This window comes from Acidaminobacter sp. QWL-03, from assembly GCF_058683855.1.
The window spans coordinates 2,539,671-2,553,919 of the sequence record NZ_CM178752.1 but is presented as its reverse complement, the minus strand read 5'-3'; the positions used below and the strand labels follow the sequence as shown (position 1 = coordinate 2,553,919).

Here is a 14,249-nt window from a genome sequence, read left to right as displayed (position 1 = left end):
TCTGTTAACTATCGCAGTACCTTCATCACATCAAACTCAAGCCCCGCATCCCCATACGCCGGGACTTGGCCCAGCCGCCACAGGGACACACCGCGGATGCCGAACAGCTTCGCCAGCGCTAGCTTGTCCGCCACGCTGCGGGCATCCTCATACCAGAGGAAAATCTCCTCGCCGGTCTCGGTGGTATAGGTCAGATATGGGTTCCGGTAAACTTCAGAGTAGCCCATAACCGCGCTTGGCGACGTCATCCGCGCATACACCGTCGACGTTTCCGGCTTTAGCGGCGTCGGGCTGGACAGCAGTCCACCGGATGTCGTCCAGGCCACATTCGTGAAGCTGATGGCCAGCGCCAGCTTGCTCCGGTCCTGGACCGCCACGCCCGTTACCGGATCTGTCACCGCCCTGAGCGAATAATACACCTGCTCCAGCGGCGTCAGCGCTGCATTTCTATGAAACGTCGTCCCTTCAAAGCCTCTGAGATTTGTCGGCTGATAATCGTGGGCCATCAAAATCACCCGGTCCGCCAATCGCCCAATAGTCCGGTAATCGTAACCGTCAAAGTAGGCAGAACTCCACACCGCCGGCTGCACCATTACATAAAGGTTTTTGCCGATAGTCTCTAGTCCCCCATTCAGCTCTTCCAAAAAAGCATTTAGCCCCGCCTTCATCTCAGCACCCCGGAAGCCTTCAAAATCAATAGTCACGCCACTATACGGATTCTTTCCGAGGAGGTCGTAAGTGCGGGTCAGCTCATTCAGAATAGCCTGAACCGCCTGAGTTCTCTGTACGGGATCGAGCATAATGGCTCTTGCAGTATTGGTAGATGTACCATCCGCCTGGGTGAAAGTGACGGAGGTATCCAGGTAGACGCTGAGGTTCAGGGGCTTTCGATTTGTGTCCAGGAATCCGGTGACCAGCTCATAACCGCTTGGCACCTGCCATTCATTGCTGTTTTGGCCAGAGGTGTTCAGGTAGACGCCGGTGGTCATACTATAGCTCATGCGGCTCCAGCCTGCGGAGACGGCGTCCATCTGGGTGGTGAGGCCCAGTTGGCTGTAGGATTTGAGGGCATAGAAAGCATGAACCCAGTCGATCTCGCTGATGTATTTCTCATAGACTTGCACCAGCATAGTGGCAGCTTCCTCGCGGGTAGCTGTAGCTTTTGGCGCAAAGGTGGTGGCGCTGGTGCCTTTAATCATGCCAATGTCATAAGCAATGGCAATATAGCCGGCTTTCTCCGTCACATCCTTGAAGGGATGGCCATATTGGGCGGCTTTTCCCGCGAGGGTATTGTAGCCCAAAGCTCTTACGAGCATGGCGGCCATGTCCTCCCTTAGGATGGGCTGATTCGGGCTGAAGGTCGCAGTCTTATCTACGACGTTGTTGGCCAGGGCAGTTTCGACATAGGTGTAATACCACTGGGATTCAGCGACGTCAGTGAAGGTTGGTACAGCGGGGTTCAACAGCTCCCAACCGAACATCTGGCAGAGGATGGTGGCGAATTCCGCTTTGGTGATGCTGCGATTAAAACCGAAGAGGCCATCGCCTATGCCTTTCATCAGACCGTAGTCACTGGCTTTGTTGACAAAGGTTTCCGACCAGTGACCGCTCGGAACATCCGTGAAGCGGGTGGCGGCGGTGGACGGCGCAGAAAGTGGGAGGGCGGTGAAGAGGAGGGCAAAGATTAAGACCAGGGATAAAGTTCGAAGTCGGGGCAAAGCCCGGGATGATTTTCTCATGGTGGAGGACCTCCAATAGGTGAAATTGGTTGGGTGAGAGTGGGGCTGATTAGTTAGATTATACCATGTGGGAAAAGATTCGGAAACGAAGAAGCGCCCCTGGAGTGAGTCCGGGGGCGTTTTAGAAGCATTTATATTTTTCGTTATTTTCAATGCAGTTCCAGGCAATAGTGCCTATAACTGTCTCACTCATAGTGTCCCTTGCACCCAATGATATAAATGGTGTCCTCATCAATTCTGTAGATTAAGCGGTCCCTATCTGTGATTCGACGGCTCCAATACCCGCTAAGCCCGTGTTTAAGAGGCTCTGGTTTCCCCATGCCTTCATTTCCATTACTCTCGATATCTTTCAACAACACATTAATTTTTTTCACAACTTTACGATCTTCGACAGTCCATGCCATAAAATCATCCCAAGCATATTTTGAGAATTTTTTATTCATCCTCAGCCGCCTCAAGCTCTGTCATAGATTTTTCGACAGTTTCTCCACGCTCAATTTGACGACGGCTCTCTAACAACCGGTCATAATATTTTTGATTGCTCATTATAAACAAGTTTTCAACCATATTGTTGTAGGCTTCAAGACTTATGATGACAACATTTTTCTCGTCTTTTCTAGTAACAATAACTGTCTCGTAGTCGTCACTGACTTTGTCGCAATAGTCTTTGAGATGATTTCTCAAAGTAGAATAATTGACTGCCAACATTAGGAACACCTCCTTGAGTTGTACGAAATATTGTTAAATATATTGTACGTTAAGTGCGTGTTTCTGTCAAAGTCATTAATTTTCATTCACGAAAGTGCAACCTTAAATGCTATTGCCGATGGTCATTTTATCATCAATGAAACAATACCTTCAAAAATGAGATATAAAAGGAGGAGTTTGGTGTCTACTCAATATTGATCTAGCTATAAAGATATTGCTAAAAAATCTCGTACAATCCAACCTAATAAAGTGGGTCATACGAGATTTTTCGAGTCTGCTAACAAGTGAACCTGTCACACAAGCTAAGTATCATCCCGAATAGGGGTGACCCCCAAGGTCTTGAGCCCAAGATCAACTCGCCGGCTTCTCCCCAAACTCGACCTCTACAAGCCCATCAAGCTCAACCTTTGGCACGCCGATCTGAACGAACGCCTCAGCGCTGTCATCAGGAGGCATGTAGAAGAACACGACTTCGTCAGGTCTGAAGAAGAGTCTCAGTCCTTCATAGTCAGCGCCTTCCGGACACCCTGCTTCTTTGGCCTTAAGATCAAGAAGCTTCATAAAGGCATCCCTGGAGGCAGGATCGTCCTTGATAAAGTTCTCAAAGGTGATCTCGTTTGAAGACTTCAGATCCAAAGTGACGCTGTCCAGATAATTGAAATTACGCCCGCCCTCTAACTGGCCAGTTCCAATCAGAATAACACTGAGCATCTCCTGGGTTTTCAGGGTAACCCTGTAATCCAAGTCAAGGTCGGTATAAAAGGTGTCCGACGTCAAGGTTTCGACAGGTTCTCTCAGACTCTGGTTCATATAATCCTGGAGCAGCTCGCCTTTAAACCCCGAAATTTGGGGATAGGCAATTTTAATGCGCTTGTCCATCTCTTCATAAACTTGCGTCACGAGCACATAGCCATCTTCATTCACTGGATCCTCAAGCTGCACTTCAACGGGCTGATCCACATCCTTTGACCCGCTTTCCGGTGGTGTCGCTGCCTCTGCAGACAATGGGGCACAACCCGCCAGCGACAGACTCGCGGCAACAATAAAGGTCGGAATTAAAAAGGACATAGGGAAAGCCTTGCCTAGTCTCATATAGCTCGCCTCTTTCTTCATAACTTTTTTCACTTTTCTGTACCTGGCACCATAATTGAAGTTCATGAAGTTGTTTTTGATGAAAACATGCAACAGCAGTCTTTTCAAATTAATTAAACGTCAGCGTTCCGAAAATCGTGCCAGGTACGGGCCTACCTCAAATACGCCCGGCTCACCAGCACCTCCTCCAGTACCTCAGTTGGTATGGTGAACGTCAAAACCCCCATATAGCCCGGCGCAACTTCATACTTGTCAAAGGAGATGACCAGTTCGCCCTCCGCGCTGATATAAAAACTCTGATCACCGGCAATGCGTTCGAACAGCGGCATGTCCACCGTCTGCTCAATCCCCTCCACCCAGAAGAAACGGTTCGGATCAGCCTGGTGCTGGGCCACCATCTGGCCCTTGATCTCTTCACTGATGAAGTCAATGTAGCGGTCATCCTTAAACATGCTCGGCAAGGTAATGAGGATCTCATTCACTTTATCAATGGTGTCATATTTGAAGACCGTTGATGACGAGCCCACCGTATTCACCACATATCTGCCTATAGACAGGATCTCCGCTGTGTCCGTCAGAACCAGGTACCCGCTGTCCACGCCCAGATGTCCGCCGCCCGCCTCTTTCAAAGCAGCCATATCCGCCATGAAGGTCTCATAGAGGGCTTTATTTTCCGACAGGTATTTGGCATTAAGGAAGGCCTCGAGGTCTTGGTTTTCGAGCCCTTCGATGCCCGGCGACTGAAGGCTCGCGTCATAAGCGTCTGCTTGATGGATGTATTCCCTCAATAGGAAAACCTTGACTAGTTGACCGACCATCGGCAGACGTCCTGCTTTTTCTGCGAAAGCGGGGCTCAAATTGATGCCTGCCACAAAGAGGACGAAGGCAGCTGCCAATGAAGCCGCGGTAACCAGGAGGACCCGGCGCTTGCGTGCCCATGACCCTTGTCGCCCAGAATCTCCCATAGCATGGCTCAGGGTCTGGTTTACCAGAGCTTCCAACTCGTCGGGGATGGGAATGCTGTCATATGCTTTCCGAAGTTTTTCGATTTTAGGATCCATAGGTGTTTCCGCCTTTCTCGTCCGATTCCGATTCTGATTCTGATTCCGATTCCAGCTCGAGACGCAGCATTTTTAGGGATTTGTAGAGACGCGTTTTAACCGTGCTGAGGGGGAGGCCGGTGACATCGGCAATGTCGTTCAGAGGCAGGTCCTCAAAAAACCTCAGCACCACAACGGTACGGTAATGCCCCGGCAGCCGCTCCAGCGCCTGCTGCAGGTCGTAATCCTCCATGGGGTCGTCCACTACCGTGTGGAGAGCTTCGAAGGCCTCATCATCTGCCAGGACGAGCTTTTTTTGCTTTCGCAGGATGTCCAGGGCCGTGTTGACCACGATCCGATAGAACCAGGTCTTGATGAACTCAGGCGACTTCAGCGTGTGGGCGCCGTGAATCGCCTTGCAGATCGACTCCTGGACCACATCCAGGGCGTCGTCAGGGTTCTTGACATAACTATAGGCAAGCCGGTAGTGGCGTTCTCTGTTTTCGGTGACATAATCCGCGATCTGTCGACTGTTCAATGTGGCGTCCTCACTTTGCTTCTTAATTGTAGCGCTACATACCTTAGACGACCGAGGTGCCGGGAAAGTTTGCGGGTTTTGAAAAAGATTGGTTTTATGTCTGCCGCCGTGCCCCAGGCGAAGATTTCACTGGCATAGACCTGCTCACCCTCTGGATCTCATAATTGAGAAGGTGTGAGCAGCTGGTTAGGATTTACCCATTTTCAGGGCCCTAAAAGCAAAACTTCTGCCGATGGTCACCCACCCACACCAAACCACCCTGACTTTACATCCACTCAGGATTCGCATAATATGAAGTTGCAGACAAAGGAAACCATTCATTATAAGCATGTTCGAGATTTCATCATTTGAATGACAAAGGAGTGTCCCCATGAAAAAGTTCGGACTCGTCGGCGGCCTCGGCCCAATCTCCACCCTTGAGTATTACAAGAGCATCCACGACTTATACCGTGAAAAAGTAGAGACGACCGGCGTTTGCGCCAGCAATCCGCCCATGGTCATTGACAGCCTGGACTTGGCCGTCGCCTACGATCTGGTGTCGCGCAAAGACTGGAACACCTTGTCCGAGTGGCTGATTGCCTCTATTCAAAGGCTGCATGGGGCGGGCGCTGAGTTTGCCGCCATAGCCGCCAACACCGCGCATATTGTGTTTGATGAAATCCAGGCCGGCTCGCCCATTCCTGTCATTGGCATTGTCGATGAGACCTGTAAGTTCGCCCACGCCAAGGGCTTGAACAAGCTGATCGTGTTCGGGACAGGGTTCACCATGGAAAGCGGCATGTATGAAAAAGCCTGCGCCAAGTTCGGCACCCAGGCCATTGTGCCGAGCAAAGAGGATCAGGCGATCATCCACAACATCATCTTCCCGAACCTGGAGGCCGGGATTGTCCTGGAGGAAGAAAAGGCGGCCATGCTGGGCATCGCGAACAAAATGCTCGTGGCGCATCAGGCGGACGCCCTTGTCCTGGGCTGCACGGAGCTGCCCCTTATTATCAAAGAAGGCGATCTCGACACGGTGCTGATCGACACGACGCAGGTGCATATAGAGGCTATTTTGCGGGAGATCCTGAGTTAAGGCTTGAGGACATGACGAAGACGGTGCCTCTTAATGCTGCGTTTTGCATTTGATAACCATCGGCAGAGCTTCCTTGAAAGGTCTTTTAAGGCTTTCGAGAAGAGGACTTTTACCGATGGTCACCTCACCACCAATCCTCACAAAGTAAACATCAAAGCAATGGGGGCCGGTGAAGATCAAAGGACCAGGAGGCTTTTCTCGAGTGAGAAAGGGCGAATGATGTAAGCATTGGAATGTGAGGAATGGCAGATGAATGGTATGTTGACAAGAGAAAAGCTGAGGACATGGAAAAGCGCCCCCGGATAGAGCCCCGGAGGCGCTTGTTGTAGGTTGCGGTAAATATTAGATCAATTTCACTTATTTCTTTTTCTGTACCTGGTACCGAAAGGCTCGGTTTTCAAAAGTCAGTCGCTGAAAGCTTTGGAATAACTATATCCAACATCAAACAACTTCATCAACTTCGCTGGGTGTACCAGGTACGGCGTTCCGAAAAACGTGCCAGGTACGGGGGTGAGCAATGAGTTCTTCACAAATACCCAACCGGAATTGCCCGAAGCCCTTTATCAAGAAACATCAGATGCGGATACTGGTTTATGATAGCGCCATCCCCAAGCTCCAGATCTCCTGCTTTCGCTATAGGCTCCAGCAGCTGGAATGCTTGTGCCATCTTTTTATCAGGTTTGCCTGTCATTTTGATTTCAATCGGATAAACCGTTCTGCCAACTTCCATAACCAAGTCGATTTCCCTTTGGTCTGCGTCTCTGTAATAATAAAGATCACGAACAGATTTTCCTGCATTGAGAAAGGACTTGACGATTTCAGAAAACACCCAAGTTTCAAAGAATTGACCGGCTTTCGCGCCATGTTGAATGGTTTCGGGTGTTAGCCATCTTGTCAGCCAAGCCATCAGACCTGTATCCATAAAGAAAAGTTTCGGTGTCTTGATCATGCGTTTCAAATGGTTATTGTGATAAGGATACAGTTGAAGAATAAGACCTGAGCTCTCCAGAATTTGAATCCAGCGCTTTACCGTTGTCGCGGAAACCCCTGTATCCTTGGCAATACTGTCATAATTCAGGAGTTCACCACTCCGTGCAGCGACAGCAGCCATGAAGCGCATAAAGTCACCTTGATCCGAAATCTTAGTAAGTTGATTCACATCTCGCTCAATATAAGTCATGACATAACTTGAATAGAAGGTCTCCCAATCTTCATGCGAAGCGACAAGCCCAGGCATGGAACCTCCATGAATTATAGACCAGAGATTGCTTGTATCGAGGCTCTCTTTTTTTCGAACCGACAAATAGTCATCATTTGGCACGAAAGGTAGTGCGCATTTGACGTTTTTCTGCTCTCGGTAAGAAATCCCCTGAAGAGGGAGAATGGCCAATCTGCCGGCCAGGGATTCACTGACATTCTGCATTAAGTGGTAGGCCTGAGAACCCGATAATAAAAACAAGCACTGTTCCGATCGATTGCCCTTCAGGGCTGCTAATCTCATCTCGTCGATCTTTATTTTCATATATGGAAATAATTCTGGCGCGTACTGGATTTCGTCAAGTATCATCTTTTCAGAATGGTTCATGAAAAACAGCACCGGATCCTCTTTCGCCTGCTGTAATAGAAGCGGATTGTCAAAAGTGATGTAGTCGTAGCTTTCAACAACGGTTTGAAGCAGAGACGACTTTCCAACCTGTCGGGGGCCGGTGATCAAAACCGCCGGAAAGGTATTGATGGTTTTCACCAGGTAATCTGTGATCGTTCTTTCAATCCAGGCCATACAGGGCACCTCCTATAATTTTATAAATAGAATAACACAAAACCTCGTATAATCCAACATGATTAATTTGATTATACGAGGTGTATGCGTCATCTAAATCACCTGCTTTTGGACTGTTTCGGAAAGGTCTGCTAGAAGTGCACCTTCAAATGCCTCTGCCGATGGTCACCCTCCCTCAACCACACAAGGCAAACATCAAAGCAATAGGGGGCGATGAACATCAAAGGACCAGGAGGCTTTTCTCGAGTGTGAATTGACGCATGATGGTACCATAGGAAATGGCGAAATGGCAGATGGATGAAATCTTGACAAGAGAAAAGCTGAGGACATGGAAAAGCGCCCCCGGAAAAAGCTACGGAGGCGCTTGGTGTTGGTTGCAGTAAATTGTAGATCAATTTAACTTATTTCTTTTCCTGTACCTGTCACCTAAAGTGAAGTTCATGAAGTTGTTTTTGCTGAAAACTAGCAGCATCAATCTTTTCAAAACATTTGAACGTCAGCGTTCCGAAAAACGTGCCAGGGAAGGCTCCGAAAAAGTCACCATTTTTTGAAATAGGCAATTATTAAAAATTTTGAGCATAGCAATTCCAACGCTTATAGCGATCGAAATTTAGCTTTTTTCAATCAAGCAGTAGTTTTTCGGAGCCTTCCCAGGTACGGGGGTGGGTAGCGGAATTATTTTTTCTTGTAAATTACAGGAATTGATGCGTAACTTCCGATTTCTTCGTTACCATCAATAGCAGTAAAGAAGGTATAATTAACATCAGCACTACTCATAGGTGCGCCAACTAGACTGTCTGGTGTGTACTTGATGCCAATATAGTAAATCGCACCTTCTGATGCTCCTTCAAATACGAATGTGACTTTTCCGGCGACTGGATCAACTGTAGTTGTTACTAGAGGCGCCGTTAATCGATTAAATTCAAAATCGTAAATATAGGCTTGGTCTGATGATTGAACAGTCATAGCAGGCCAACTATTATCATTAAATTGATTGATTTCAACGGTGAAATCTTCACTTGGAGCAATAATACTATTGTAGTAGAAGATGACACCTGGAGCTATACTAAGGACTGTTTTCGTTTTCTTATCAATATTGTAGTAGAAAGCGTCATACATTGTATAGGTTCCGTTGACATAATCTCGAACTGTAGTTTGAGTTGGCAGAAGTGCTCCGGTTTGGCGATAGACAGTCTCTTCGTCAGGTTCGGACTTTGTTTTACCATCAGTTGCATATGCTGTGTTGGTGACAAAGAGATTATCCAAATCAGCCTGCGTGATGGTGTAGCTGGCCGTGAAATCGGCCGTAGCGCCAGGAGCGAGGGAAGCGAGGGAAGCAGGGCTGGTAGTGGCTTTGTCATCGACAACGGAAACGTTGTAAAGCGTGACGTTACCGGTGTTGGTGACCACGTAGCTGTAGCTGATAGTATCGCCGACTGCATCGTAAGTGGCAGGTGTTGCCGTCTTGACGATGGTCAGAGCCGGCATTGGAACAGCCGTGACGGTTTCGCTGTCCGGTTCGGAAGACGTTGTGCCATCCGTCGCGTAAGCGGTGTTGGTAACGGAACCTGCGTCCAGGTCAGCCTGCGTGATGGTGTAGCTGGCCGTGAAATCGGCCGTAGCGCCAGGAGCGAGGGAAGCGAGGGAAGCAGGGCTGGTAGTGGCTTTGTCATCGACAACGGAAACGTTGTAAAGCGTGACGTTACCGGTGTTGGTGACCACGTAGCTGTAGCTGATAGTATCGCCGACTGCATCGTAAGTGGCAGGTGTTGCCGTCTTGACGATGGTCAGAGCCGGCATTGGAACAGCCGTAACGGTTTCGCTGTCCGGTTCGGAAGACGTTGTGCCATCCGTCGCGTAAGCGGTGTTGGTAACGGAACCTGCGTCCAGGTCAGCCTGCGTGATGGTGTAGCTGGCCGTGAAATCGGCCGTAGCGCCAGGAGCGAGGGAAGCGAGGGAAGCAGGGCTGGTAGTGGCTTTGTCATCGACAACGGAAACGTTGTAAAGCGTGACGTTACCGGTGTTGGTGACCACGTAGCTGTAGCTGATAGTATCGCCGACTGCATCGTAAGTGGCAGGTGTTGCCGTCTTGACGATGGTCAGAGCCGGCATTGGAACAGCCGTGACGGTTTCGCTGTCCGGTTCGGAAGACGTTGTGCCATCCGTCGCGTAAGCGGTGTTGGTAACGGAACCTGCGTCCAGTTCAGCCTGCGTGATGGTGTAGCTGGCCGTGAAATCGGCCGTAGCGCCAGGAGCGAGGGAAGCGAGGGAAGCAGGGCTGGTAGTGGCTTTGTCATCGACAACGGAAACGTTGTAAAGCGTGACGTTACCGGTGTTGGTGACCGCGTAGCTGTAGCTGATAGTATCGCCGACTGCATCGTAAGTGGCAGGTGTTGCCGTCTTGACGATGGTCAGAGCCGGCATTGGAACAGCCGTGACGGTTTCGCTGTCCGGTTCGGAAGACGTTGTGCCATCCGTCGCGTAAGCGGTGTTGGTAACGGAACCTGCGTCCAGTTCAGCCTGCGTGATGGTGTAGCTGGCCGTGAAATCGGCTGTAGCGCCAGGAGCGAGGGAAGCGAGGGAAGCAGGGCTGGTAGTGGCTTTGTCATCGACAACGGAAACGTTGTAAAGCGTGACGTTACCGGTGTTGGTGACCGCGTAGCTGTAGCTGATAGTATCGCCGACTGCATCGTAAGTGGCAGGTGTTGCCGTCTTGACGATGGTCAGAGCCGGCATTGGAACAGCCGTGACGGTTTCGCTGTCCGGTTCGGAAGACGTTGTGCCATCCGTCGCGTAAGCGGTGTTGGTAACGGAACCTGCGTCCAGGTCAGCCTGCGTGATGGTGTAGCTGGCCGTGAAATCGGCTGTAGCGCCAGGAGCGAGGGAAGCGAGGGAAGCAGGGCTGGTAGTGGCTTTGTCATCGACAACGGAAACGTTGTAAAGCGTGACGTTACCGGTGTTGGTGACCGCGTAGCTGTAGCTGATAGTATCGCCGACTGCATCGTAAGTGGCAGGTGTTGCCGTCTTGACGATGGTCAGAGCCGGCATTGGAACAGCCGTAACGGTTTCGCTGTCCGGTTCGGAAGACGTTGTGCCATCCGTCGCGTAAGCGGTGTTGGTAACGGAACCTGCGTCCAGGTCAGCCTGCGTGATGGTGTAGCTGGCCGTGAAATCGGCCGTAGCGCCAGGAGCGAGGGAAGCGAGGGAAGCAGGGCTGGTAGTGGCTTTGTCATCGACAACGGAAACGTTGTAAAGCGTGACGTTACCGGTGTTGGTGACCGCGTAGCTGTAGCTGATAGTATCGCCGACTGCATCGTAAGTGGCAGGTGTTGCCGTCTTGACGATGGTCAGAGCCGGCATTGGAACAGCCGTGACGGTTTCGCTGTCCGGTTCGGAAGACGTTGTGCCATCCGTCGCGTAAGCGGTGTTGGTAACGGAACCTGCGTCCAGGTCAGCCTGCGTGATGGTGTAGCTGGCCGTGAAATCGGCCGTAGCGCCAGGAGCGAGGGAAGCGAGGGAAGCAGGGCTGGTAGTGGCTTTGTCATCGACAACGGAAACGTTGTAAAGCGTGACGTTACCGGTGTTGGTGACCGCGTAGCTGTAGCTGATAGTATCGCCGACTGCATCGTAAGTGGCAGGTGTTGCCGTCTTGACGATGGTCAGAGCCGGCATTGGAACAGCCGTGACGGTTTCGCTGTCCGGTTCGGAAGACGTTGTGCCATCCGTCGCGTAAGCGGTGTTGGTAACGGAACCTGCGTCCAGTTCAGCCTGCGTGATGGTGTAGCTGGCCGTGAAATCGGCCGTAGCGCCAGGAGCGAGGGAAGCGAGGGAAGCAGGGCTGGTAGTGGCTTTGTCATCGACAACGGAAACGTTGTAAAGCGTGACGTTACCGGTGTTGGTGACCGCGTAGCTGTAGCTGATGGTATCGCCGACTGCATCGTAAGTGGCAGGTGTTGCCGTCTTGACGATGGTCAGAGCCGGTGATTGAACAGCGGTTACGGTCTCGTCGTCAACGTTAGAATCAACCACAGTTGACCCAAAGAAGCCATGACCTTGTGCAATGTTCATAACAGAACCTGATTCGATATCGGCTTGTGTGATAGTGTAACTAGCCGTACCAGTACAGTATTCCAAAGGACTTAACATACCATCGGCAGGTTGTGTAACTGCGACGGTAGCCTTATCATCAGTAACGCTGAAAGGAACCGTCAGCGTGACGTTGCCAGAGTTGGTCAGCGTGTAAGTGTAGGTGATGATATCGCCAACCGCATTATAAGTGGCAGGAGATGCGGATTTGACGAGGGTGAGTTCAGGTTCCGACAACACATTCGTTGGTTGATAATAAGTATCGTTAGCAGTGTTAGGATCATCACTAATTGTAGATATAACTCGTGTGGTATTCAGCAAGTCGTAAGATTCAAGTAAACTGTAACCGCCGGCAATAGCATCTTCTCCAGGATACTCTGTAGGAGCAGTTGCATTGACTGTAACGGTGACTTCGATAATTTTCGAAGCACCTGGAGCAAGAGCGCCAACATTCCAAGTTACCAATTGTCCATCTCTTGATGTTTCAGTAGGACTTGCTGACACAAATGTTGTATTGGTATCCAGCGTATCTGTAACGATTATACCATTTGCATAGATGTCAGGGGAGTGGTTGGTAATAGTTAATGTGTAGGTTAATGTACCTTCAAGATTAACTGGATCAGGAGCATCGGTTTTAATAATAGATAAGTCAGCATCGTTTGAAGTGAAAGTACCAACTTGTAAAAGTGGCACAGTCTGTTTACCGATGTTGATGGTATCGCCAGTCTCTGAAGATGTACCCGTGTAAGCGCGAGTTAGGCCTGTCTGTACGTTTCCGCCTACCCCTTCTGCGATAGTATCTTTGAGAACTACCCAGATTTCTAGTACAACTTGTTCGCCATCTTCCAAGCCTGATACAGTAATTTTGCCATTAATTTGTTCATTGCTTGTACCTACATTTGAAACTGTCCAAGTGAACGATGCTGCTGTATCAGTTGTATATTCTATTGTAGCAGCATCACCATGATCAATAAACGCAGCTATAACACCATAGCTTGGGTCAAAACCAAAATCGTCGCCATTTGTAACTTTTGTTAACCAATAGGGTTCAATTGTAATGATCCCATTTTCAGGAGCACTACTCCCAGAAACAGTTATCAAAACCTCAAATGGGACAATTTGACCTAGAGCCATGTCGCTTGGCATAAGCGATTCTACGGCATCTTTTGGGTCGCCAAACACTGCATTGCTTAGCGGATCATTAGCTCTTCCGCCAATTGCCTCGTAATCTATGGCTTCTGGTGGAATTTTTTCGTAGGTCGGAAGATAAGGAGCGTTATTTATTTTAGCATCAGCTGCAGACCAATTAATACTATAACTTCCACCCACAGCAAAAGTCATCTGTGCAGGTAATGCAATAATCAGTGTCAGTAACATTAACAATGAAAGAAACATTTTGAAAATATGTTTTTTTCTCATTTCAATAAACAACTTAGGATCATTGAGTGACTTAGTCACCTTTCTCTTCACGGTGGGACCCTTCAACATTTTCCTCACTCCTTTGTCCATCAATGGACTTAAGATCCCTGAGTGAAATGTATTTGAAGTAAGTTCATTCAAACGCATTTTCAACGTTTTTAATCCTCAATCTTATAACGCGTAAAAAACAAAAACCGACCCAAGTCAAGGCCGGTTACGCCACTGGCTCCATCCGGTTTAAGGCGTCCAACTGTAACCGGATTTCATCGCGTCCATCACAAAAAATGGAGTTTGGCAGCGGACCATCGGCTGAAAAAGGCTTCTCAGCAGATGACGCGCGCGTGAAATCCAGCGGATTGTCAAACATAGCCGCATTCGCAGTGGGATTATTATTATGTATGTCAGAATCTGGTCCAGTCTTTAGGGGCCCTGCTATGCCCGTGGTTTCATCCACCTCACGCAGACCCGGCGGGACGGTCCTGGCGATCTCTATATTCTCTGGATGTTTCATTAAACGTTTATCAATCGCTGGAGGTCAGTGATTCCTCATCATAGGCAACCCTCCTCAAAAACAAAAACGACCCTAGTCTCCTGGGGTCGGTTACGCCTTCTGCTCCAGCCGGATTATTTGCGTCCATTAGAATCCGGTCTTCATCGCGTCCACCAAGTATTAAAGTGTTCCGGCTCTGATCTCGCTGATTGTCAGAGACCATTCCACTTCGCAACATATTTACGTAACCATAAGATACCCAATTATTAATTAAATATAGCG

9 protein-coding genes and 1 riboswitch are annotated in these 14,249 nt (G+C 49.4%); of the genes, 1 reads left to right on the top strand and 8 read right to left on the bottom strand.

The window, feature by feature from the left end:
• Positions 1-8: 8 nt before the first annotated feature.
• The 6 genes from AC4PHM_RS12000 to sigV all read right to left on the bottom strand — a co-directional run bounded on the left by AC4PHM_RS12000 (position 9) and on the right by sigV (position 5,117).
• Complete coding sequence (locus AC4PHM_RS12000) at positions 9-1,739, bottom strand: S-layer homology domain-containing protein (protein ID WP_492017996.1); 1,731 nt, start codon at positions 1,737-1,739, stop codon at positions 9-11.
• A gap of 185 nt (positions 1,740-1,924) precedes the next feature.
• The gene (locus tag AC4PHM_RS11995) at positions 1,925-2,182 is read right to left on the bottom strand and encodes a Txe/YoeB family addiction module toxin (RefSeq protein ID WP_492017995.1); all 258 of its coding nucleotides are present in this window, start codon (positions 2,180-2,182) and stop codon (positions 1,925-1,927) included.
• On the bottom strand, positions 2,175-2,447 hold the full coding sequence (locus AC4PHM_RS11990; RefSeq protein ID WP_291404845.1) for a type II toxin-antitoxin system Phd/YefM family antitoxin: 273 nt from the start codon (positions 2,445-2,447) through the stop codon (positions 2,175-2,177). Before AC4PHM_RS11990 ends, AC4PHM_RS11995 begins: the two co-directional genes overlap by 8 nt.
• A gap of 351 nt (positions 2,448-2,798) precedes the next feature.
• Complete coding sequence (locus AC4PHM_RS11985) at positions 2,799-3,539, bottom strand: hypothetical protein (RefSeq protein ID WP_492017994.1); 741 nt, start codon at positions 3,537-3,539, stop codon at positions 2,799-2,801.
• Between the two features lie 152 nt (positions 3,540-3,691).
• Positions 3,692-4,600: an anti-sigma-V factor RsiV gene (rsiV, locus tag AC4PHM_RS11980; protein WP_492017993.1), complete on the bottom strand. Its 909-nt coding sequence runs from the start codon at positions 4,598-4,600 to the stop codon at positions 3,692-3,694.
• The gene (gene sigV / locus AC4PHM_RS11975; protein WP_492017992.1) at positions 4,590-5,117 is read right to left on the bottom strand and encodes an RNA polymerase sigma factor SigV; all 528 of its coding nucleotides are present in this window, start codon (positions 5,115-5,117) and stop codon (positions 4,590-4,592) included. Before sigV ends, rsiV begins: the two co-directional genes overlap by 11 nt.
• A gap of 370 nt (positions 5,118-5,487) precedes the next feature.
• Between sigV and AC4PHM_RS11970 the strand changes: the two genes are divergently transcribed.
• A complete protein-coding gene (locus AC4PHM_RS11970) occupies positions 5,488-6,192 on the top strand; it encodes an aspartate/glutamate racemase family protein (RefSeq protein ID WP_492017991.1) in 705 nt (234 codons plus the stop codon).
• Between the two features lie 526 nt (positions 6,193-6,718).
• On the opposite strand, the gene AC4PHM_RS11965 is transcribed toward AC4PHM_RS11970, so the two are convergent.
• Positions 6,719-7,972: an ATP-binding protein gene (locus tag AC4PHM_RS11965; protein ID WP_492017989.1), complete on the bottom strand. Its 1,254-nt coding sequence runs from the start codon at positions 7,970-7,972 to the stop codon at positions 6,719-6,721.
• Positions 7,973-8,647: 675 nt separating this feature from the next.
• A complete protein-coding gene (locus tag AC4PHM_RS11960) occupies positions 8,648-13,546 on the bottom strand; it encodes a beta strand repeat-containing protein (protein ID WP_492017988.1) in 4,899 nt (1,632 codons plus the stop codon).
• A 130-nt stretch (positions 13,547-13,676) separates the two neighbouring features.
• A riboswitch (cyclic di-GMP riboswitch) is annotated at positions 13,677-13,760 on the bottom strand.
• Positions 13,761-14,249 lie beyond the last annotated feature (489 nt).